Genomic DNA, 23,059 nt, shown 5'->3' with positions numbered 1-23,059 from the left:
TTATGTTATTATTCAATACTGAATTAGGATTTTCACAATTTATTTATTATAATATCCTTTTTTAGCTTATATTATCCACCATTTTTTTTAATACTCTTTTAAATATTTCTATTTCCTCATCAGTAATGCCTCTTGCAAAAATTTTGCTCATTTTTTCGCATTCGGGGAGAAATTTCTCCCTCAATTCCTTTCCCTTTTCCGTGAGCTTAAGTCTGATTATCCTTTTGTCCTGGGGGTCGCCTTCTCTTGCTATAGACCCTTCTTTTTCCATTCTATCTAGAAGCCTTGCTACGGTTGAGCCCTTAACATTCATCTTTTTTGCCAGATCTTTTTGACTAATGCCTTCATACTTGCCCAGATAATACAGAGCAATCCACTGCACCCGTGTAATGCCGAGAGAAATCAATCTTTCATTAAAGGCGTCGGCCAGCATTTTTGAAGCTTTGTTTGTAACAAAAGCAACACACGTTTCCAAATCAAACATTTTTATCCTGCTCCCACAAAGTTTTTCCAAGATTATACTATAATTTATGATAACATATCCGCTAAAAAAAACGCAAGCAGCGTTATCCCCACAACTTCATTTACATTGTACGATGCTACTTTTGCATGGGTAAGATTGGCGGGGGATACGATGGAATGCTCGTAATAAAGTAGAAGGGCTACGGCGATGATACCCGCAAAAAATAAAGGCCCGAGGTGCATCAATAGCCAGAACCATACCAGCAGCAGAACAGAAACAACATGAAAACCCCGGGAAATTTTCAGGGCCTTCTCTATACCGAAATCCGCCGGTATGGAATGAATACCGTTTCTTTTATCAAAGTCCACATCCAGTGTGCCGTATATGATGTCGAAGCCCGCCACCCAAAGGCCATAGACAGCCCCCAGCACTACGGCAGGAAGCTCTAACTTCCCCGTGACGGCTATCCAGCTTCCAACAGTAGCCGCACTGCTGGCAAGGCCCAGAAACAGATGGCATGCCCAGGTGAACCTTTTTGTGTAAGAATAAAAAATCAGCAAAAATCCCGCCAAAGGCAGGAGTTTGACACAAAGGGAATTCAGCATAAAAGCCGCCAGTACAAGAAGAGACAGACATACGGCAGCAAAAGTCATGAGTTCCTTCTTTGAAAGGATGCCGGCCGGTATGTGCCGCTCCCGGGTCCTTGGATTTTTCTCATCTATTTCTGCATCTATTACCCTGTTCAATGCATTTGCTGCGTTTCTTGCGCCGAACATGGCCACATTTATCCAAAAAAAGTCGTAAAAGCTCGGCAGCCTTCTAAAAGGCGCAATAGCCGCTATATACGCAAAAGGCAGGGAAAAAATCGAATGGCGGAACATGACGGCTTCCCCAATCAAACGTATCTTTTCGAAGTACTTCAGGTTAATCGGTAAATCCATATTCCTTCCACCTTCTTGCGACGAGGTCCTTTATTTCTTGCGGCATCTGTATCTCTTCGGGCCATATCCTCTGATAACCTTCGGTTTTCCACTTCCTTGTAGCATCTATTCCCATCTTACCACCATAACCTATCAGGCTAGGAGAGTGGTCCAGCACATCCAGCGGCCCTCTTATAATTATTATGTCCCTTTCCGGGTCCACATTATTAAAAGCTTTCCATGACACTTTTGAAATATCATGAGGATCGGTGTCATCGTCGATGACCAGGATAATCTTTGTGAACATCATCTGACCCATACCCCACAGTGCGTTCATAACCTTGCGGGCATGGCCTGGATAGGATTTTTTTATGGAAACGATGGCAAAGTTGTGGAAGGAACCTTCCACAGGCAAGTTGATGTCCACGATTTCCGGCAGAAACATTTTCAGCAGGGGCAGGAATATGCGCTCGGTGGCTTTTGCCAGGAAACAGTCCTCCATGACAGGCTTGCCCACAACTGTGGCGGAATATATTGGAGATTTTTTCCTGGTAATGCATTCCACGTGAAACACAGGGTAATCATTAGCAGGCGAATAAAACCCGGTATGGTCTCCGAAAGGCCCTTCCCGTCGAAGCTCCTTAAAATCCACATATCCTTCCAGAATAAACTCGGCATGAGCGGGCACGTATATGTCCACCGTTTTTGCTTTAACCATTTCCACGGGAGCATTGCGCAAAAATCCGGCAAAGAGCATCTCATCGATGTTCCGTGGAAGCGGAGCGGTAGCGGCATATATGAGGGCCGGGTCTCCGCCCAGGGCTACAGCCACTTCCATTATGCCCCCGGCTTTTTGTCCTGCCCCCGGGCAGGGCCCTCCTATCGCTTTATCCCCACAACTTTCCAGACCATCGCTCTTCTCGCAGGCCCGCCGGTAATTTTCAGCGCCGTCCTTGTGCATGTGCCAGTGCATGCCTGTGGTGGATTTATCAAAAACCTGCATGCGGTACATCCCCATGTTCTGTCGGCCGGTCGCAGAATCTTTTGTAAAAACCAGGGGCAGGGTGATGTACCTTCCCCCATCCTGAGGCCAGCACTTCAATATGGGAAGTTTAAATAAATCCACCTCATTTTCTACCACCTGCTGGCAGGGAGCTTCCTTAACCTTTTTCGGGAAGATCCTTGCAAGGCTGGCGAGCTTTGAAAGACTCTTCAGCTTTTCCGTAAATCCCTCCGGCATGGTGATATGTATGAGTTCATCGATGCGTCCGGCAATGTCGTCAAGATTTTTTACTTCCAGTGCAAGGTTCATCCTCTCCTCCGTCCCGAAGGCATTTATCAGGAGGGGAAAACTGCTTCCCTTCACATTTTCAAATAAAAGGGCAGGCCCTCCGGATTTTACCACCCTGTCATAGATCTCGGTAATTTCCAGTTCCGGGTCCACTTCCGTTTTTATCCTTTTTAGAAGCCCTTTATCTTCCAGAGTTTTTATAAAATCCTGTAGATCCCTGTAAGCCATTTTATCACCCTTTAATTTTTCCGGTTGTAAATATATTCAGCAATATCCGCCAGCACTTTTTTCATAGGAATGTTCGGCAGGTTTTTTAAAAAACCGGCGGCTTTTTCAACGTATCTTCCGGCAAGCCATCTGGTGTATTCAACCCCGCCTGAGTCTCTGACTATTTCCAGGGCTGTTTCCGTATCTTTGACAGTTTGTTTTTGCTTTTGCAATATATACCGAAGCTCGTCCTTCTGCAAAGATTTTTGAAGGGCATATATGACCGGAAGCGTTATCACTCCCTCTCTTATATCCGCTCCTCCGGGCTTGCCCATGTCATATTCATCGCAGGTTACATCCAGCAGATCATCGATAAGCTGAAAAGCTATCCCCAGTTTCATCCCATACTGGTTAAGGGCCCGTACTATTTTTATATCCGCTCCGCAAGAGGCTGCTCCAAGTTCGCAGCTCAAGCCGAACAGCAGCGCCGTCTTCCTCTGAATTCGATAAACATAGTTTCTAAAAGTGACATCGGTGTTATATAAATCTTCCCTTTGTTTTATTTCTCCCTCACAAATTTTGTACAGCACGCGGGAAGTGCGATGGAGGACATCAAAACTATTCATCGATGCCAGCAGTTCAAAAACCCTGCAAAAAATAAAATCCCCAGCAAAAACTGCAACATCCTTCCCTAACCTGGCCTGGATACTGGGGGCCCCCCTTCTTAACGGCGAATCATCGACAATGTCGTCGTGCACCAGCGTCGCGGTGTGTATAAGTTCTACCGCCGCAGCCAGGGGTTTTGTTTTTTCAAAGTCATATCGGCCGAATCGTGCCGAAGCCAGGACAAGAACAGGTCTTAGCCTCTTGCCTCCGCCGCTTACCATTTCAAATAACGGTTTGTTTATCAGATGAACATTTGTATAAATTGCCCTTTTCAATTCATCATCCAGAATTTCCAGTTCCTTCTCCAGTTCTCCCGGAATGAACTTTTGCACCTTATCACCACGCCTATTATTTTACCAAATCACTTCTATTACATAAGTATAAACATTTTGTTCAAAAAATAATTTCACTTTTTTCAGAAGGAAATTTTTATGTATTTCTCGAAAGTAATAGTAAATTTTTTTTGAAAAACATGGAACTTTTTTTTATTTTTTTCGTCTATATATCAGGAACATATTTGAAGGGGGTTATATTTTGCCTTTGCTGGAATTATCAAATATATGCCGCACTTATAAAAACGGCCAGATTCACATCGAAGCTCTGAAAGATATCAACTTATCAATTGAGGAAGGAGATTTCATATCCATCATGGGGCCTTCGGGCTCCGGAAAATCGACCCTGCTCAACATTATCGGCTGCCTCGACAGACCCACTTTGGGCACATACACCATCGCCGGGAACAGGGTTGAAAAGATGAGCGACAACCGGCTGGCAGATATCCGCAATCAATTGATCGGGTTTGTGTTTCAGAGCTTCCACCTGCTGCCGGACCTTGATGCCAGGGCCAATGTGGAATTGCCCCTCATATACCGCGGCATGGGAGGCAGGGAGCGAAGTCGAAGGGCGATACAGGCTTTAGAAGCCGTTGGCCTAGGCGAAAGGGTCCATCACCTGCCTTCCCAGCTTTCCGGCGGCGAACAGCAACGCGTTGCTATAGCTAGGGCCATTGCAGGCGAACCCAGGGTGCTTCTGGCCGATGAACCCACAGGGGCGCTGGATTCAAAAACCGGCGAAAATATAATGGCCATATTTGAAAAATTAAACAGAGAAATGGGAATAACCATAGTCCAGGTGACCCATGAAGAAAATATCGCAAGATATGGTCACCGCATCTTCCGTCTTCGGGACGGAAAGATAGACCGAATAGAGGAGGTCCGAAATACAAAAGCGCTAAATTAATCAGGAATAAATGAATAAAATCGGATGTCATAAAAACTATATTGATATCAGGAGGTCTTATCAATGACACAACGGATTTTAATGATCTTTCTCATACTGACCATTGTATTCGGCGGCGGCTTTTATGCCTACAGGCAGTTGGTTCCGCCTCCTGTACAGGAAGCCCAGGGGCCGGTTTATTCTACAAAACCTGTAACGAGAGGCGATATATCCGTAGGAGTGGATGTTACGGGCACTTTAAATCCATCAAGGAGCGGCGGCATACAGGTGCCGGGTTCGCGGGAATATTCGGCGGATAATGTTCAATATATATTAAGTGAAATCCTCGCGCAGGAAGGCGAAGAGGTCAAACAGGGCCAGGTTATAGCAAAACTTGTGGCACCGGGGCTTCAGTCACAAATAGACAGTCTGGATAGCGAGATTCGGGCTAACAAAGATTACCTTTCGGAACTTACAGGCCTGCCGGCGGATAGGATATATGAAATAAAGCCGGGCAGCGGCATCACTCTTCGGGCTCCTATAGACGGCAGAGTCACGGAACTCAGCATAAAGGAAGGCACCGAGGTGCCCCAGGGTCAGATAGTGGCAAAAATAGTCGACGACTCTACATACAGGATAAAAGCAAAACTTTATCCCAATGAATTCGAACAGGTTAAAAAAGGCCAGAAGCTGGCTATAAGATTCACCGTATTCGACGGAATATATTACGGATACATAACGGAAGTCAATCCAAACCCCATACCGGACGGAGATGATGAGAATCCAGCCAGGGGGTTCGTTTACTGGATTACTGTTGAAGGAAAAAATCCCGGTCTGGTGCGAGCCAATCTGGAGGCCTGGCTGGGCATACCGTCGCCGGACAATGACGATACGAAAGTAAAATGGTTTGCAAACAACGCAACGGTCGACGGCTTTGCAAAAGAAGAAAAGGTCCTGGCCACCGCCGAAGCCATTGCTTCAACGGTTTATGTGCGACAGATGGACCTTGTCAAAAAAGGAGATCCGCTGGTTCTGCTGTCCGGATCGGATATAGAAGATACTATCCAGGAAAAACTCGATAAAATAAGAGAGAAAGAAAAGGAGCTTGCGAATTTGCTGGCGAAAGCCGGTCAAACGGAGATAAGAGCTTCCATGGACGGTGTCATAGCCGAGTGGGATAAGCAGGTTGGTGAAACAGTGGGCCCCAGAGAATGGATCGGGTATATTTTCAACACATCCGATATGGAAATGTGGGCTCAGGTGGACGATGTGGATGTGTTGCTGGTAAAACAAGGGGCTCCCGTCAAAATAACGTTGGATGCTCTTCCCGGTGAAACTTTTGAAGGAGAAGTCACGCAGGTAGAGACAATGGGAAAGGCGGAGAATGGAATCCCGCAATTCGGCATATATATCCGCGTAAAAGGCGGTCCTAAGCTTCGCCCCGGAATGCAGGCTCACGCCCACATTGATGCGGGCAGTGCAAAAAATGTGCTGCTTGTCCCGCTGGAAGCCATATTTGAGGAAGACAACACTCCAAAGGTGGAAATTTTGAATAAAGACGGAACCACAAAAATAGTAACCGTAAAGTTGGGATTGATGAATGACAAAGTGGCAGAAGTCAAAAGCGGTGTAAATGAAGGAGACCTTGTTATAACAGGAAGCAGTGCAGATGTGCTGCCCAGCCAGCATATCGGCTCAAAAGATACTCTGCTGCCCGGAAATAATAAAGAAGAAAATGGTAAGAAAGACAGCAGTAATGAAAATAATAAAAATAACGCTCCTGCAGGCAAATGAGGAGGATAAAAATGAGAAAAAATCATATATTTTCTTTCTTTGTCCGAACTCTTTTTGCTGCAAAAATGGCGTGGCACGGAGTCCTGGCCCATCCAATGCGCTCTGCCCTCACAATACTGGGAGTGGCCATAGGAGTGACATCGGTGGTAAGCCTTATGGGAATAGGCGAGGGTGCCCGTCAGGCGGTGGTGGCTCAATTTAAAAGCCTGGGTTCCAATGTCATAGCCATAAAGGCCAATGATCCATCGGTGGAGTTTGATCCCGAAGAAGCCGGGGATTTGGTGGAACGGGTCAGCGGTCTGAAAATGGCCACGCCAGTAATCAATACAAAGGCAGTAATGCGCTGGCGAAGAGCACGGGGCACCGCCAGCATAATAGGCGTAAGCAATGAATTCCCTCAGATAAGGGATCACGCCCTCATCTCAGGCCATTTCTTTACAAAATGGCATGTGCTGCAGCGTTCTCCGGTAGCGGTGCTGGGATATAACATAGGTCACGGCCTGCTGGGAGGAAGGAGCCCCGTAGGCCAGACATTCACCTTAAATGGTGAAACCTTCAGGATAGTCGGCGTTCTGGCACCAAAGGGTTCCGACAAAGCTGAAGGCATCGATGACAAGATTGTCATTCCATATACCACCGCATTAAAAGTAGCGGGCAAAAAGAAAGTCGATGAAATCTGGGCGAAAGCCAGCTCCACACAGGATGCTGATTTGGCGGTAGTGCAGCTGGGAAGGATTTTCAAACGCAAGCTGGGCCTCGATCAGAGTGCTCCTACCCCTTCTGCGGGTAGTGAAAGCGGAGAAGGACAGTCTGCCGGAGGTGGTACCGCTGTTTCGTCTTCTGAAGGAGCAATAGTAGAAAAAAAGGAAGTCTCAATGGGTTCCAGTTCAGATGAAGGTCGAGCCCAACAGCCCATCATTCCCGGCGGAGAGGATTTAATTACCATAACCAATTTAAATCAACTGGTCGAAGAAGCCGATCAGGCCAACAGGGTCATGACGCTGCTGCTGGGCGGAATAGCGGCGGTGTCATTGCTAGTGGGCGGGCTTGGCATAATGAATATCATGCTGGTATCGGTAACCGAGCGCACCGAGGAGATAGGCGTAAGGCGTGCCATAGGCGCAAAACAGATAGACCTTTTGATCCAATTCCTGCTGGAAGCGCTGTATGTCAGCGCTATAGGTGCCATCGCTGGAACCGCCGGAGGGATATGGGGACTGAATGTCTTTACCCGCTACGGTTTTCATACCGCCATAAGCCTTCAGGCAATAAAAATAGCGGTTGTGGTTGCCCTTACATCCGGCCTGCTGTTCGGCATCTATCCGGCCATATCGGCTTCCTCGGTTCCTCCTATAGAAGCTTTGAGGCGCCAGTGATTTATCAATAAACTGCCAGAAAAAACAGGTTGACAGCTATATATATATAATTGTATAATTATAAAAAATAAAAATTGTAGCATGGTAGTCATGGTAGGAGATATGTTAAAAACACTCTTACTTGAGTGTTTTTTGTTTTGCTCCCCATGCTGACCGAAATAAAAGGGGGTTTTTATTGTGAAAAAAATATTGGCGGCAACCGTATGCTTATTGCTCATCTCTGCTCTGATTCTGGCAGGATGCAGCCAAAAAACTGCAAGCACGAATTCCGACACTTCCTCATCCAGTTCAAATCAATCTCAATCCTCTTCAAATTCCGGGCCTTCTTCGGATCAATCTCAATCTGGAGATAAGGTTTTCAAAATAGGTATTTCTCAATTCGTGGAACATCCGGCCCTGGATGCGGCTCGAAAGGGTTTTATTGATGGGCTTAAGGAAGCCGGCTTTGAAGAGGGGAAAAATGTTACCTTTGAGTTGGAAAACGCCCAGGCCGACTTCCCCACCACCCAGACTATCGCTAGCAAGTTCGTTGGGGAAAAGGTCGACATGATTCTAGCTATCGCCACTCCATCGGCACAATCGGCAGCTAACGCCACCAAAGATATTCCCATTTTGATCACAGCCGTAACCGACCCGGTTTCGGCAGGCCTTGCAAAAAGCCTTGAGAAGCCCGATACAAATGTCACCGGCACCACGGATATGAATCCCATAAAAGAACAGCTTCAACTATTAAAGCAAATCCTTCCCAATGCTAAAAATGTCGGCATCCTTTATAACGCAGCCGAAGCAAACTCAAAGGTTCAGGTAGACATAGCGAAAAAAGCTGCAGAAGAGTTGGGCCTTACCATACATGAAGCTACTGTAGCCAACAGCAGTGAAGTAAATCAGGCAGTCCAATCCATTTCCGGCAAAGTCGACGCTATCTATGCGCCTACAGATAATACCGTGGCTTCTTCCATCGGTGCCGTTGTAAAGGTTTGTAATGATGCCAAAATTCCCGTCATTGCAGCCGAAAGAGGCATGGTAGACGGTGGAGCTCTGGCCACTTTAGGAATTGATTATTACCTTTTAGGTAAACAAACTGGGAAAGTCGCAGCCAGGGTTTTAAAGGGTGAAAAACCTGGGGATATTCCCATTGAAGGTTCCAAGGACTTAAAATTAATCATCAACAAAAAATCCGCTGATACACTGGGGATAAAAATTCCCGACGAATTGATGTCAAAAGCCGATGAAATCGTAAATAAATAATGTAAAACCATCATAATATTTTGAGGTGTTCTAAATTAATGTGGCAAACAATGTTGTTAAAGTCCATCGAACAGGGCCTTGTCTTTGGCATAATGGCCCTGGGAGTATACATCACATTTAAAATCTTAAATTTTGCTGATCTATCAGTTGACGGTAGTTTTCCGCTGGGAGCTGCAGTGGCCGCTTCACTCATCGTGGGCGGCCATAGCCCATTTACCGCCACCGTTGCGGCAATCCTGGCGGGAGCTCTGGCGGGCTATGTCACGGGGATTTTAAATACATCAGGTAAAATAAGCGACCTTTTGGCAGGCATTCTTACCATGACTTCATTGTACTCCATAAACTTAAGAATTATGGGAAGGCCGAATATTCCGCTGTTAAACCAACCTACTGTTTTTTCTATAATCCAGGATGCCGCTAAAAAAATATTTCCCGGTTTTCCGGTACAATATATGTACCTTATCCTGTTTATCATCGTCGTTCTTATTATTAAAGTGCTTTTAGATGCATTTTTGAAGACTCAGCTGGGTTTCTCCTTAAGAGCTACCGGCGATAATCCCCAGATGATCCGTAGCCAGGGCGTAGATACCGACATGACGAAGAGAATAGGCTTATCTCTTTCCAATGCATTGATTTCCCTGTCCGGAGCTCTGGTGGCCCAGTACCAGGGTTTTGCTGATGTGGGGATGGGCATTGGGACCATCATAGCCGGCCTTGCTTCTGTCATAATCGGCGATGCCTTGCTAGGTGAAAAATCGATCTTTATCGCTACTTTGGGCGTGTTGTTCGGCTCCTTTTTATACAGGTTCAGTATTTCACTGGTACTATCTTTCAGACTTGCCCAAGCGTCAGATTTGAAGCTCTTGACAGCCCTGGTCGTAATATTAGCCCTTACGGCACCACGCTTCAAAAAATCACTGAATCGTAAAAGGAGTAATATATATGCTGGTTCTTGAAAATCTTTCAAAGACATTCAATCCCGGCACCCCCAATGAAAATCAGGTATTTAACGGCCTTTCGTTGAAAGTGGAGGACGGAGATTTTATCACTGTCATCGGCAGTAATGGTGCAGGTAAATCCACCCTGCTTAACGCCATAGCAGGGGTTTTCCCCATCGATGGTGGAAAAATTTATCTGGACGGCAGTGATATTACCGGGCTGCCGGAATATAAGCGGGCGGCATTCATAGGCCGGGTTTTTCAGGACCCCATGCTGGGCACTTCACCTTCCATGACCATTGAAGAAAACCTTTCCCTGGCTTTTTCCAGGGCAGAGAATATCTCTTTAAGGTGGGGACTCAACGCAGAAAAAAGGAAATTATTTTCAAAATATCTTTCAACCATTCCTTTGGGGCTTGAAAACAGATTGAGTACAAAAGTTAAGCTATTATCCGGCGGACAGCGGCAAGCTCTAACTCTTATCATGGCTACTATGAAAAAACCAAGACTTCTTCTTCTTGATGAGCACACGGCGTCTCTAGACCCCAAGACAGCTATGCTTGTAAATGAGCTGACAGAAGAAGTCATCGAAAGGGAAGGAATCACCACAATCATGGTGACCCACAACCTGGAACATGCTATCAAGATGGGCAACCGCCTCATCATGATGCACAAGGGCAGGATTGTGCTGGATATAAGAGGCGAAGAGAAAACATCCATGACCATCCCGCGCCTATTGAACAAATTCGAACAGCTCCAGGGCGAAAAATTTGCGGAAGACAGGATGATGCTAGCTTAAAGTGGAAACTTTGCATAACGTGTTTCACCATCTTTTCGAAAAAATATGATTCCAATTTCTTTACAATCGGTATTTTCCGGAACGTCGTGTTTAAAATATCCTACTACGGCATGTTTTACCACTTCATATGCCGGCATTACCTGTGCCTCCGGAAAATAGTTTTCAAGCCACTTGCGGTCGCCTGCATAAGCCCGGACCTTTTCCATAAGGCGTTTGTTTCCGGGTCTGCGTGTATTAACCGGCGGGGCCTCCTTACCGTTATGAAACAAGAAGTCGAAATTGACCAGATCTCTGAACAATTCATGGTCAACATCGAGCGTGCGGGCGTATTCAAAGAGCAATTCATACCGCGATCTCAGCGAAAGGCTTCGCCTCAGGAAGCCTTTTTTGTTGCAGTAGTCGTAAAATGATAAATACATTTCAAAAGGACTCTTGAATTTTTTTATTAGATAAGAAAGGGAATGTTGAAACCTGCCGTCATTGTAAAACCTCTCCAGCAGTTTTGAAATCCCCTTCAGGATTCTGAGCTCTTCATACGCCATATCCCGGGTGTACAAAACTTCGTAGGGCGGTTTTGAGCGGTAGCGGATACCGTATTCTTCCGCCTCCCTCCGCAGGCGTGTTCCTTTCAGAAGTTTCAAAAACCCCAGCTGTATCTCCTCGGGGCCCAGGCTGTACACTTCATTGAAAGAGCGGGTAAAGCTTGAAAAATCTTCATGGGGCAGGCCGGCGATCAAATCCAGGTGAAGTTTTATGCCGGCTTTTTTCAGCAATTTTATGCCTCTCAGCGTCCTTTCAACATCCGCCGTCCTTGAAACGGCCTTGAGGGACTCGGGGTTGGTGGTTTGAACCCCCACCTCAAACCGGAGCCTTTTCTCAAGGCCTTTCAGGCTTTCTATAAACCGGTCATCCACCAGCTCGGGGTTTATCTCGCAGTGAAAGACCGTCTCTCCGGGCAGAGTGCGTATTATATCAAGGATTTTAACGGCCCTCTCTGCATCGCAATTGAAGGAACGGTCTACCAGCTTGACCACACTGATACCTTTTCTTGCAAAAAATTCAAAATCCCTCTTCACTTTATCAAGATCCGCTTTTCGCACGCTTCTTTCCAGAGAAGAAAGGCAAAAGGCGCAGTTAAAAGGGCAGCCTCTCGATGTTTCATAATACACCAGTTTGTTGCTCAGGTCTTCCTCCTCGCCGTATGAAAGGGGGATTTTGTTTAAATCCAGGCAATCCTGCAGGGGTGGGTTTACTGTCACTCTTCCATTTTCCCTGAAAGCTATTCCATCTATGGTCTCGACCGTTCCCCTCCTTTTCAGAGCCATGAGCAGCCGCCTGAAGCGTTCCTCCCCCTCCCCGAGAATGACGCAGTCAATATACCCGTTTTTCTCCATTATGGCGGGGACGTCATATGAAACCTCCGGCCCTCCCAGTACTATCATAGTCTCTGGCCTTATCTTTTTGATATTTTCGGCCAGGTAAAGCACCTGCTCAATGTTCCAGATGTAGCATGAAAAGCCAATCAAATCCGCTTCACAGGAGACCAGGTCTTCCAGCACATCATCCATATCGTCATTTATTGTTGCCTCATACAGCAAAATTTCTTCTCCCTTGCAATATGCCGCTATGTTCCTTATGGCGAGATTGGTGTGGACAAATTTAGCGTTAATACCCACAAGAAGTGTTTTCACCTTCGTTGCCCTCCCAGGCGGCAGTTGGAACGCTCTTACATTTACAAAGTCACCCCGTTTTTAAATATGGCTATTTCTCTAAATCCCATTCTCTCAGACCTTGTAGGCATACCCGAAGCTACTTTTATTACATATTCCATGAGTTCATCAGTAAGTTTTTCCATAGATTCTCCGGTAAGCAGCCTTCCCGCGTCGAAATCCATCCAGTGGGATTTCCTCTTGAAAATATCGCTGTTGGTGGCGATTTTTATAGTAGGAACTGCAGTCCCCAGGGGAGTTCCTCTGCCGGTGGTAAACAGGATTATCTGGCATCCCGATGCCGCCAACGCAGTAGAGGCTACCATGTCGTTGCCCGGTGCACTCAAAAGGTTTAATCCCTTTTGTTTTACGGTTTCGGCATATTCCAGCACATCCACCACATTGCTTGTGCCGCCCTTCTGGGTACATCCCAGGGATTTTTCCTCCAGGGTAGTGATACCACCTTTTTTATTGCCCGGAGAAGGATTTTCATATATGGGCTGGTTATATCCCATGAAATATTCTTTAAAGTCATTGATGAGCTTTACTGTCTTTTCAAAGACTTCCAAATTTTTGGCCCTATTCATGAGAAGAATCTCGGCTCCGAACATCTCCGGCACTTCCGTAAGCACCGTGCTCCCACCGCAAGATATGAGTTTATCGGAAAAGCTCCCCACCAGAGGGTTGGCGGTAATGCCTGAAAAGCCGTCGGACCCTCCGCATTTTAGGCCTACGGTAAGTTCCGATACAGAAATTTCTTCTCTATTAAATTGAGAAGCATATTTTACAAGCTCGCCTATAAGTCTTACGCCTTCCTGAATCTCGTCTTCCACTTCCTGAGCTACCAGGAATTTCACTCTTTCTGAATCATACTTTCCCAGCACTTTCTTAAATTCCGGGATGTTGTTGTTTTCACATCCGAGGCCCAGCACCAGCACTCCGCCGGTGTTAGGATGGTTTACCAGGTCGGCCAGTATCTTCTGAGTATTTAGATGATCTTGTCCCAATTGAGAACATCCGTAGGGATGCGTGAATTCATATATTCCTTCGATATTCCCGGCCCCCAAAAATTCTTTCGAAGCTTGCCGTGCAATTATCTGGGCATTTCTATTGACACAACTTACTGTAGGGATTATCCAGATTTCGTTTCTAACTCCTACCCGCCCGTCTTTGCGGCGATACCCTCTGAATGTCTTATTACATTTAATCGGTGCCTGGTGTTTTAATTCCGGATGATATTCATAATTCAGAATTTCGCCGAGATTTGTCTTTAGGTTATGAGAATGCACCCATTGACCGGCTTTTATACCGGAAATGGCATGGCCGATAGGGAAACCGTACTTTATAACATTTTCGCCTTTTTGTATATCCTTTACGGCCATCTTGTGCCCTTTGCTTATATCCTCAAGGGCTGTAATGGATAAAGACCCTATGGTCAGGATCTTTCCCTTCTTTATATCATCGACGGCCACTGCCACATTGTCCCTCTCATGAATCTTTAATATTGACATCGAAACCCTCCCTGTGTGAGGTGAGAAGCGAGAAGTTAGATGTAATACTTCTCACCTCTGATATTAGTAGTTTATAGTTACTATATCAGTTTTCCAATAGCAGGATTTGCCGAAAAGGCAAATCCTGCTTAATCCGACCCACGTCTTCTATTTCTTAAAGGGGCAAAATCCAGATTTTAACTTGTCATCAAATGTAACTTTTTACATAAAATCTTAAATAAGTTTTTTTACCGTAGCTTGTACGCCATCCTTTGCAATCTGGTACAGATAATCGCCAACTTTCTCCGCAAGGCCTTCCACATTGTTCAAGTCTTCGCCCCACATGGAGGTATTCGCTAAAACCTTTTCCGCAACTTTTACTGCAGACTCCCTACTTCCATCAAAGCTCCTCCACGTTTCTTCGAAAAATTCCAGGACAGGGAGGTCATCCTTCATGGTGAATTCGCCCTTTTCCCTCCTGGCCTTCATGGCGCTGCCCTCCACACGGCCGTCTTTATAAACGGTGATGAGGGCCGCCAGTGAGAAGGTGAGCTTTTCTGGAAGTACACCTTTCAATTTTTTGTATTCCAATATAGAAGGCAAAACCCTTGTCTTGAACTTAGAAGATGAATTCAGGAGAATGCTTATAAGGTAATGCTTTATATACGGATTCTGGAAGCGCTCCACCACCGAATCGGCAAATTCTGTGAGCATTCCCTTATCAAGGTCTATAGATGGAATTATTTCATCATATATGATTTGTCTTGTGTATTTGCCCATGACTTCATGGTCCATCATTTCGCCTACGGTCTCAAGACCATACAGGAATGCGGCCGGCACCGAAGAGGTATGGGCGCCGTTTAAAATGCGCACTTTTCTGGTCCTGTAAGGCGTCATGTCATCAGTCCATATAACATTGAGCCCAACCTTTGTGAAGGGCAGCCTTTCGGAAAGCTCCCTGGGGCCTTCGATTACCCACAGGTGGAACAATTCTCCCGTGTCCACTAGTTCATCTTCATAGCCGAGTTTTGCCTGTATGTCTTTTATTTCATCCCTTGGGTAGCCCGTCACAACTCTATCCACAAGGGTATTTAAAAAGGTGTTGTGCTCATTTACCCATTTTTTGAATTCTTCTGGAAGGTTCCAGTCGTCGGAAAGCTGGAGGACAATCCTCTTCAGGTTATCGCCATTCCTGTCGATAAGCTCGCAGGGAATTATTACCATGCCCCTGGCAGCATCTCCGTTGAAATGCCGGAACCTGTGGTAAAGGTATGCCGTGAGCTTGCCCGGATAGGATACCGGTGGCTTGTTTTCCAGGCTATCGTTTTTATCGTAGGCGATACCGGCCTCGGTGGTATTGGAAATCACGAATTCAATATTTGGGTCTTCGGCACATTTGAGGTATGAATCCCAGTCCTTATACGGGTTGATTCCTCTGCTTACGGAGCTGATTATTTCCTTGAGCTCAGTGGGCCTGCCCTCCTTTAAACCCCTCAGTATCAGGGTATAAAGGCCATCCTGCTCATTTATTTTTGGTACCAGGCCTTCGGCTATGGGCTGAACAACTACAACGCGCCCATTGAACAATTTGTTTTTGTTCATCTGATGGAACATCCAGTCCACAAATGCCCTTAAAAAATTGCCTTCACCGAACTGGATCACCCTTTCCGGCAGGTTTTCCGGAAACTCCTGTACTTGCAAATCTTCCGGAAATTTGAATCCGCTTTTTAATAATTCTTTGTTCAATTTTGGCATATTACATCCCTCCAGAAATTTTTTATTATAACCTCAACTTTTTATTTTTTTACATAATCATGAGCATACAGAGTAATTGCTATAGTATATCTCTTATTTGTCTGCATAAGCTTGCATGTCTTCCAAAATACTGGAGTTTGGTTTTAGCAATTCCCGCAGCGCCAGGGCGCAGGCTCCTATCACCCCGGAGTTTCCGTCAAGGGCCGAAAGTTTTATTTCTGTGGACCCCGCTATTTCTGGAAAAGCATGCGAATTCACCGTTTGCTTTAAGATATCCATGAAGGCTGATGCCGCTTTTGCCATCTTTCCGCCTATGAAAACCGCCCCGGGATTATATAGGTTTATCACATCCGCTACTGCAAGGCCCACATATTTACCCATTTGTTTGAGCAATTCATTGGAATAAGTTCCTTCAATCGAAGCCGATTTTAATATGTCATTTATAGAAATCTTCCCGTTTATTTTCCATATCTCTTTGAGCGGGTCACCTTCTTTTATAAACGGCATTTCAGATACAGCTTTCCTGACAATCGCCGGAATCCCGCATATGCTCTCCAGGCACCCACGGTTGCCGCAGTTGCACAGGGGGCCACCTTCAACCATGACAATGTGGCCGATTTCACCGGCATGGCCCTGAAACCCCTGTAGTATCCGGTCATCCATAATGATGCCGGCGCTGATGCCTTCTCCGAGATTAATATAAACTAAATCTGAACATTCGGTCCCTCCCCCAAACCATCTTTCCGCCAATGCCGACGCATTGGAATTGTTTTCTATATAGACCGGAAGGCCGATTTCTCTTTCGATGGCACTTTTTACAGGGAACCCGTTCCATTTGGGCCCCAGATTTATGGAGCGCTTAACTATGCCTTCTTTTAAGTTCAACAGCCCCGGAAAAGCGACCCCCAGCCCCAAAAATTTTTTATCCCGATATTTTGAATTATTTATAACCTGCCTTATAGTTTCTGACAGTTGGTGAATGCCGGCTTCAGGGTCTGTCATGTCCAGTTCAAAAGTCTGGATATCCGTCGGGTGGTTTTTTAAATCCGCTATGCCAAGAGTGGTTTCATGCCTGGTTACTTCCAGACCCAACACAAAACCTGCTTCTGGGTTAAATTGTAACTGTACCGGTCTTCTGCCGCCGCAGGATTTCTCCAACCCCACTTCCTTCACAAAGCCCATATTAATAAGTTCCCTGATTATCTGGGTTATTGCCGGGGGCGTGAGTCCGGTCATCCTTGCCAGTTGCTGACGGGATATGGATTCGTTATCTTTTATTATATTCAAAACAGTCATGCGGTTAAGTTTTTTAACGTACTTACTATTTCCAGGCCATTTCGGCATTATTTTTCACCTTATCATGTTATACTCATTTCATGTAACCGTTTAATGTCGGTATTTCCGAGCAATTGGTGTTTTCCCGCAACATTCTTTTTTTAAGTTAATTAATTATCTATATATTACTATTCTACATAAATATAAAAATTCCTGCCGGCAAAATAATTTTAAAGAAAAAAATAAAAAAGAGGTTGGCTGCCCTCTTTTATATACACATTACTTATAAGACCGAACAATTACATTATAGAACTGTACACATAATTTGTAAGCGTTACAATATCAAACACCGGAAGATTTACCGCCTGCTGGACTGCCCTGCGGAATGGCGGCATGTTGGTGCATTCGAAAACTATTGCTCCTACATCATGGTTTTCGCCAATCATCTTTTCCGCCACCCGCACCATTTCGTTTTCCGCTTTCTCCACATCCAGGGTTTCCTTCTGGTCCAGAAACACCGCCGGAAATTCCTCCTGATCCTCCATCCCATATATCACCATGGGTATATCTTCTATCCCCACGCCCCTAAAATGTTTTTCTGTAAGGTGGGGTTTGCTGGCGGTCATGATTCCCACTTTTTGCCCTTTTTTCAACATTCTATAGACAATCGGCACCTGAAGGAGGCTGGATGTAAATACAGGAATGTTTACAGCATCAGCCAGATACTCGTGGAATACGGCAAGAAAGCCGCAGCTAGTAGTGATGGCTAATACTCCTTCCTCTTCCAGTTCTCTTGCAGCCTCTATAAAGGGGGCTATGAGCGATGGGTCCGCCTCCCGGACCACCCTCTGAGATGTGGCTCCTTTTACTTTCTTATATTTTACCGGAAAATCGAAAGTGAGGGCGTTTCCAATATCACCGGGAATCCTGGGGAACTTTGTATCCAGCATGAGGATACCTATGGCTTCCCCATAATTGGTCCTGCCGCCTTTTACTATCACCCGAATGCCTCCTCACGATACGGCCTTTATTTTCTCCATGTTGCCGAACCTTCCCGGGCTCAAAGGTGCTATATCTATAAATGTCTTGCCGTCCAATATTATATCGGAAATGATCTTGCCTGTAATAGGCGACAAGGCTATTCCATCACCTTCATGACCCGCTGCCATGATGAAGCCCTCTATACCCTCCACAGGGCCAAGAAGGGGCAAACCGTCCGGCGTATACGGCCGAAGTCCAGCAAAGGACCTGATGGCATGGATTTCCTTTAAAGCCGGCACCAGCCTTGTAGCATGTTTTAATATGGTGGTTAAGACTTCATGAGTGGTACTTCGATTATATCCCACAAACTCTCGGCAGCCGCCGATAAGTATGTTGCCGTTTCTGGTCTGGCTCAAAGATAACCCAACTCCGAGGCGGGTTTCGAGATCATCGGAGCTCTCCAGCAGTTCCGGATTGTATTTTGCTACGATATATTTGGCACAGAGCACGTCTCCCATGATTAGTTTCGGCACTGGTTCTGTGACTATTATCTGCCCCCGGCGGGGCTTTATGGGCACGCTCATCCCAACCATGGCGCAGATCTCCGGCGCAAACACGCCGGCGGCGTTTATAACCATGCCGGTCTCTATTTCTCCCTGGTTTGTCACAACAGATTTTACCCTGCCTTTTTCAACTTTAATATCCACCACGGCAGTATCCAGGTAAATCTCGGCTCCGAACTTTGCGGCAGCCCGGGCAAAACCAAGGCATAGCCTTATGGGATTTACATGGGCGTCTTGAGGACTGTATGTGGCTCCTACCAGATGAGGAGCAAGACCCCCTTGAAGCTTTAAAGCCTCCTTTAAATCCAGAAGTTCCACCTGAAGTCCTATAGCCTTCTGTTTTTTCACAAATTCCTTCATTACCTTCAATTGCTCTTCATCTTCTATGAGTATCATACCACCGGTATTCTCATATTCAATGTCAAAATCCAATTCCTGGGACAGGCCTTTATAAAGCTCAGCGCTGGCCATGGCAAGTTTCAGGTGAATGCCGGGGTTTTTGGACTGGAGGATTATGTCTATGTCACAGGCGCCTGAGGAACCCGAAGCCAGGTCATCTCTTTCTACCAGCACGACTTTTTTGCCTCTTTTTGAAAGAAAATAGGCTATGGAGGTGCCTATGACGCCTCCGCCTATTACTACGATCTCCGCTGTTTTTTTCAATCGTCTTCTCCCTCCACTATCTCCCCGATTTTAATAGCCCTTACCGGAGGTCTGGATGTGGGCGGCGTTATCTCCGCCGGGTCCTTCACTTTAGACAGCATTTGCGTGATAAGCCGACGACAGGTCCTACCCTGGCAGAGACCCATGCCGGCCCTGGTCCTTTTTTTTATCCCCGAAAGGGTGGTAGCTCCGTCAGTGATGGCTTTTTCTATCTCTTCCCGTGTTACTTCCTCACACCGGCAAATATATTCTTCTTTCATTTTCAGGACCTCCCCAGCCTTTTTATGCTGCGAACAATTTTTATATATTTTATGGGCACTTCCACCGTTAGTACAGCTGTGGCATCATACCTGGGGGATTTTACCACCCGGAGCACCGTACCCTTTACCACGAGTTTGCCTTCCCGGTCCACACAGTCCACTACATCTCCCTTTTGCGGAAGCGGATAATACTCGTACGGAAAGCTCACTTCAGCCTTTTGCTTTGATCCATTCAGCATAAATATAGCAAGACCGGGACATACGGCTATACATGTGCCGCACCCGATGCACTTTTCTTCATCCAGTTTGGGCAGATTAGTTATGGGCTTGCCAACGGTTATGGCTCCGTAAGGGCATGCCTCCTCGCATGGGTTGCAGGGAATTTCCTGCACGCACTCTATAAATGCTACGGGCCCCCTTTTGATGCGTTCATCGGAAGGAACCCCCGGCGCGTTCGAGAGTTCCTGCTCGGAAGGGTATCCCTGGTATATTACGCCGGTTTTTTGTGTCATGCCAGCAACCTCCTTGCATTTAGCTGTTTTAATTTCGCCGAAAATCTTCCTTCTCCGAAGGGGCCTGTCCTCAGGGCATTGAGCCTTTCCCAGATTTCCTTCTTCAATTCTTCCGCTTTTTGCGCGTCGATATATCCGAGGCTTTCCGCAGCAGCCACCCCGGCGAGGCGACCTTCCTCCATGGCCGAAGAGGCTTCCTCCACCCCGGTGATATCTCCTGCCACATATATTCCCGGCAGAGTGGTTTCCATGTTCCTGTCATGGATGGGCACATGACCTCCCAGTGCAGGAATATAGGTAAATTCACAGCCGGCCATCCAGGCAAGTTCGGTAAGAGGCGAGAGCCCCACCGCCAGGCATACGGTGTCAGCCTCGAACTGCTTTTCTGTGCCATCCACCGGTTTCCACTTTTCATCCAGCTCCACGGTAATGACACCCTCAACCTTTTCTTCTCCCAGCACTTCTTTAATGGTTGTTGATACAAAGATTGGAACTCCAGCCCTCCGTATCTTGGCTGCATGAACCCCGTATCCACCTATTTTGGGCGCAGCCTCTATGAGGGCCACCACATCGGCGCCAGCCTGCATGAGCTGGTATGAAACTATGAGTCCCACATTTCCGGAACCCACCATAATAATCTTCTGCCCCGGCAGCACCCTGTTTACGTTAATCATGGTCTGGGCGGCTCCTGCTCCCATGACGCCTGGCAGGGTGCATCCCGGGAAAGCCAGGGCGTTTTCCGATGCCCCGGTGGCTATTACTATCTTCTTTGCCTTCAATGTATGATCTCTGCCGTCCTTTATATAGGCAATGAGTTTATCCTCATACAACCCGTAGACCGTGGAATTTAAAAGCACTTCCACACCAAGTTTCTCGGTTTCTTCCAAGAGCTGCTCTCCTATGCGGAATCCTCTTATGCCTGCCTTGTGTTCCCGGGATCCAAAAAACTTGTGGATCTGCTTAAAAAGCTGGCCTCCGGGTTTTAGATTCTCATCGAGAACCGTAACTTTTACCCCGGCCCTGGCGGCTTCCACCGCGCAGGAAAGCCCCGCGGGTCCTGCCCCTATAATTGCTATCTCGGTAGTATTCATCGGGCATCTCTCCATTCTCCCAGTCCTTTCTGGGTTTTTATGACCATGCCATCTCGAACGGGAGTGACGCATGTCCTAACATTAGGGATGCCGTCCACGGTCATTATACAGTCGGTACATCTTCCGATGGCGCAAAAGATGCCCCGGGGCTTATGATGTTTGGGCGTCTCCCGGAATTTTTTGATACCCGCCGCAAGAAGCGCCGCCGCAATGGGCTCACCTTCAATAGCGGGGATTTGCTTGCCATCCACCGTGATAGTGGCATTACACACCCTGGTTTCATCTCCCAGGATGGGATGATGAAGTACACGCAATTTTATCCCTCCAGATTCGCCAATATGTCAAAACCAGGCTCTGTATCTTTCATTGCAAGAAATGTACCCGGGATTTTTTGTCTTCCTGCTGCTTCCTATGATCCTGAGGATTTTAATATTTAGAAACATTATAATATGCCTCCCGTAATAGCGTCAACAGGGAAAACAATTAAAATCAAAAAAAGCGGCTGCTGCCGCTGTAGAAAAAGGCCTTCTTATTTTTAGAAATATTATTATATATATTAGAAACAGTGTTTAGAAATTTCCAGCTCTCCTGCACAATATGATATTTAGTTATATTTCCCATAAAGCCCTATGGTATTCATACCCCTTCCGGAACGAGATAGAAGCCGTGACCATAATTTTTATCATACAACTTCGATTACTTCTACATCCTCAAGGCCAGTCTTAGTCAATTCCTCTATATCAAACTTTTCCTCCGCTTCATGCACCGCATCAATTTCCGGACGAGTTTTGGGATGCTCGGGGACAAATACTGTGCAGCAGTCCGCATATGGCTCAATGGAAATGTCGTAGGTGCCTATTTTCTTGGCCAGGTCCATAATCTCCACCTTATCAAATCCTATTACAGGCCGGAAGATCGGCATTTTGGCCACTTCGTTTGTGGCGATTAATGCTTCCATAGTTTGACTTGCCACCTGCCCCACACTCTCGCCGGTTATTAGGGCTTTTGCCCCAACCCGGGCCGCTATTTCCTGGGAAATCCTCACCATCATCCTGCGCATGAGGATAGTAAGAAGCTCATCGGGCCCCTTTTTCCCCAGCTCTTTCAAGACATCGGTAAAGTTCACCACATGAAGCCTCAATCTACCGGAGTACTCGGCCAGGACCTTGCACAGATCTATGACCTTTTCCCTGGCCCTGTCGCTGGTAAAGGGAAAGCTGTGGAAATAAACCGGTTCTATCTCAACACCGCGCTTCATTATCATATAACCCGCTACGGGGCTATCGATACCACCTGACAAAAGCAGCACCGCCTTGCCGTTGCTTCCCAGGGGCAATCCTCCGGGGCCAGGTATCCTTTCGCAGTATACGAATCCTTTTTCTCTTATCTCCACATCCACTTCGATATCCGGATGATGAACATCAACCTTTATTCCCTTAAAATTCTTCAAAATATGCGCCCCCACCTCCCGGCTCACATCGGGAGATTTCAGCGGAAAAGATTTATTGGGGCGCCGCGTTTCCACCTTAAATGTCTTCCCATTATAGTCCATTTCTTTTAAAGCCGAAAGAGCAGCAGCTTTTATGGAATCCATATCAAGTTCGCAAGGGTATGCTGGACTTATGGCCACAATGCCGAAAACCTTTTTTAAACGGCCTATGACTTCTTCTTTTGGGCCGTCCACAAAACAGTAAATTCTCCCATGAGTCTTACGGATGAAGATATTTTCAAAATTACTGAGCGCCTGTTTTATTCTCTGAATCAATATCCTTTCAAAAAACGGTCTGTTCTCGCCCTTGAGCGCAATTTCTCCGAAACTTACCAGATATAGGTTTGACAT

At 46.3% G+C, this 23,059-nt stretch carries 21 protein-coding genes; 6 read left to right on the top strand and 15 right to left on the bottom strand.

Going from position 1 to position 23,059, the window contains the following annotated elements; genetic code table 11:
- Positions 1 to 61: 61 nt before the first annotated feature.
- From AC6I1H_RS15985 to AC6I1H_RS15970, 4 genes are read right to left on the bottom strand one after another with little or no spacing between them, the layout of a single operon-like run.
- Positions 62 to 484: a MarR family winged helix-turn-helix transcriptional regulator gene (locus tag AC6I1H_RS15985; protein ID WP_497738512.1), complete on the bottom strand. Its 423-nt coding sequence runs from the start codon at positions 482 to 484 to the stop codon at positions 62 to 64.
- A gap of 44 nt (positions 485 to 528) precedes the next feature.
- Entirely contained in the window at positions 529 to 1,404 is an 876-nt protein-coding gene (locus AC6I1H_RS15980; RefSeq protein WP_497738511.1) for a UbiA-like polyprenyltransferase, read from the bottom strand.
- On the bottom strand, positions 1,388 to 2,902 hold the full coding sequence (locus tag AC6I1H_RS15975; RefSeq protein ID WP_497738510.1) for a UbiD family decarboxylase: 1,515 nt from the start codon (positions 2,900 to 2,902) through the stop codon (positions 1,388 to 1,390). The genes AC6I1H_RS15980 and AC6I1H_RS15975 overlap by 17 nt, the downstream gene beginning before the upstream one ends.
- Positions 2,903 to 2,913: 11 nt before the next feature.
- The gene (locus AC6I1H_RS15970) at positions 2,914 to 3,879 is read right to left on the bottom strand and encodes a polyprenyl synthetase family protein (RefSeq protein ID WP_497738509.1); all 966 of its coding nucleotides are present in this window, start codon (positions 3,877 to 3,879) and stop codon (positions 2,914 to 2,916) included.
- 202 nt (positions 3,880 to 4,081) lie between these two features.
- Between AC6I1H_RS15970 and AC6I1H_RS15965 the strand changes: the two genes are divergently transcribed.
- The 6 genes from AC6I1H_RS15965 (at position 4,082) to AC6I1H_RS15940 (ending at position 10,920) form a co-directional block, all read left to right on the top strand.
- Positions 4,082 to 4,786, top strand: a complete 705-nt coding sequence (locus AC6I1H_RS15965) for an ABC transporter ATP-binding protein (protein WP_497738508.1) — start codon at positions 4,082 to 4,084, stop codon at positions 4,784 to 4,786.
- A 63-nt stretch (positions 4,787 to 4,849) separates the two neighbouring features.
- The gene (locus AC6I1H_RS15960; RefSeq protein WP_497738507.1) at positions 4,850 to 6,559 is read left to right on the top strand and encodes an efflux RND transporter periplasmic adaptor subunit; all 1,710 of its coding nucleotides are present in this window, start codon (positions 4,850 to 4,852) and stop codon (positions 6,557 to 6,559) included.
- An 11-nt stretch (positions 6,560 to 6,570) separates the two neighbouring features.
- Positions 6,571 to 7,935, top strand: coding sequence for an ABC transporter permease (locus AC6I1H_RS15955; RefSeq protein WP_497738506.1), 1,365 nt, complete (start codon positions 6,571 to 6,573; stop codon positions 7,933 to 7,935).
- Positions 7,936 to 8,112: 177 nt separating this feature from the next.
- Complete coding sequence (locus AC6I1H_RS15950; RefSeq protein ID WP_497738505.1) at positions 8,113 to 9,183, top strand: ABC transporter substrate-binding protein; 1,071 nt, start codon at positions 8,113 to 8,115, stop codon at positions 9,181 to 9,183.
- 38 nt (positions 9,184 to 9,221) lie between these two features.
- Positions 9,222 to 10,139, top strand: a complete 918-nt coding sequence (locus tag AC6I1H_RS15945; RefSeq protein WP_497738504.1) for an ABC transporter permease — start codon at positions 9,222 to 9,224, stop codon at positions 10,137 to 10,139.
- Positions 10,126 to 10,920 carry an ABC transporter ATP-binding protein gene (locus AC6I1H_RS15940; RefSeq protein ID WP_497738503.1) on the top strand — a complete coding sequence of 265 codons (795 nt, stop codon included), beginning with the start codon at positions 10,126 to 10,128 and terminating at the stop codon, positions 10,918 to 10,920. The genes AC6I1H_RS15945 and AC6I1H_RS15940 overlap by 14 nt, the downstream gene beginning before the upstream one ends.
- Here AC6I1H_RS15940 and AC6I1H_RS15935 read toward each other — a convergent pair.
- From AC6I1H_RS15935 to thiI, 11 genes are all read right to left on the bottom strand, one after another.
- A complete protein-coding gene (locus tag AC6I1H_RS15935) occupies positions 10,917 to 12,611 on the bottom strand; it encodes a B12-binding domain-containing radical SAM protein (RefSeq protein WP_497738502.1) in 1,695 nt (564 codons plus the stop codon). The genes AC6I1H_RS15940 and AC6I1H_RS15935 overlap by 4 nt on opposite strands.
- Positions 12,612 to 12,652: 41 nt before the next feature.
- Positions 12,653 to 14,140 (bottom strand): UxaA family hydrolase, encoded by a 1,488-nt coding sequence (locus AC6I1H_RS15930; RefSeq protein WP_497738501.1) that lies wholly within the window; start codon positions 14,138 to 14,140, stop codon positions 12,653 to 12,655.
- 213 nt (positions 14,141 to 14,353) lie between these two features.
- Positions 14,354 to 15,874 (bottom strand): tagaturonate reductase, encoded by a 1,521-nt coding sequence (locus AC6I1H_RS15925; protein ID WP_497738500.1) that lies wholly within the window; start codon positions 15,872 to 15,874, stop codon positions 14,354 to 14,356.
- A gap of 93 nt (positions 15,875 to 15,967) precedes the next feature.
- On the bottom strand, positions 15,968 to 17,218 hold the full coding sequence (locus tag AC6I1H_RS15920) for an ROK family transcriptional regulator (RefSeq protein WP_497738499.1): 1,251 nt from the start codon (positions 17,216 to 17,218) through the stop codon (positions 15,968 to 15,970).
- A gap of 230 nt (positions 17,219 to 17,448) precedes the next feature.
- Positions 17,449 to 18,150, bottom strand: a complete 702-nt coding sequence (locus AC6I1H_RS15915; protein WP_497738498.1) for an aspartate/glutamate racemase family protein — start codon at positions 18,148 to 18,150, stop codon at positions 17,449 to 17,451.
- Positions 18,151 to 18,162: 12 nt separating this feature from the next.
- Positions 18,163 to 19,356, bottom strand: coding sequence for an NAD(P)/FAD-dependent oxidoreductase (locus AC6I1H_RS15910; protein ID WP_497738497.1), 1,194 nt, complete (start codon positions 19,354 to 19,356; stop codon positions 18,163 to 18,165).
- Complete coding sequence (locus AC6I1H_RS15905; RefSeq protein WP_497738496.1) at positions 19,353 to 19,616, bottom strand: (2Fe-2S)-binding protein; 264 nt, start codon at positions 19,614 to 19,616, stop codon at positions 19,353 to 19,355. The genes AC6I1H_RS15910 and AC6I1H_RS15905 overlap by 4 nt, the downstream gene beginning before the upstream one ends.
- A gap of 2 nt (positions 19,617 to 19,618) precedes the next feature.
- Entirely contained in the window at positions 19,619 to 20,128 is a 510-nt protein-coding gene (locus AC6I1H_RS15900) for a 4Fe-4S binding protein (RefSeq protein ID WP_497738495.1), read from the bottom strand.
- The gene (locus AC6I1H_RS15895) at positions 20,125 to 21,219 is read right to left on the bottom strand and encodes an NAD(P)/FAD-dependent oxidoreductase (RefSeq protein ID WP_497738494.1); all 1,095 of its coding nucleotides are present in this window, start codon (positions 21,217 to 21,219) and stop codon (positions 20,125 to 20,127) included. The genes AC6I1H_RS15900 and AC6I1H_RS15895 overlap by 4 nt, the downstream gene beginning before the upstream one ends.
- Entirely contained in the window at positions 21,216 to 21,533 is a 318-nt protein-coding gene (locus tag AC6I1H_RS15890) for a (2Fe-2S)-binding protein (protein WP_120766217.1), read from the bottom strand. The genes AC6I1H_RS15895 and AC6I1H_RS15890 overlap by 4 nt, the downstream gene beginning before the upstream one ends.
- A gap of 368 nt (positions 21,534 to 21,901) precedes the next feature.
- Positions 21,902 to 23,059 carry a tRNA uracil 4-sulfurtransferase ThiI gene (gene thiI / locus AC6I1H_RS15885; protein WP_497738493.1) on the bottom strand — a complete coding sequence of 386 codons (1,158 nt, stop codon included), beginning with the start codon at positions 23,057 to 23,059 and terminating at the stop codon, positions 21,902 to 21,904.

Source organism: Biomaibacter sp. TOL (assembly GCF_059717795.1).
The sequence above is the reverse complement of the archived record's forward strand: the minus strand, read 5'-3'. Positions and strand labels throughout refer to the sequence as shown.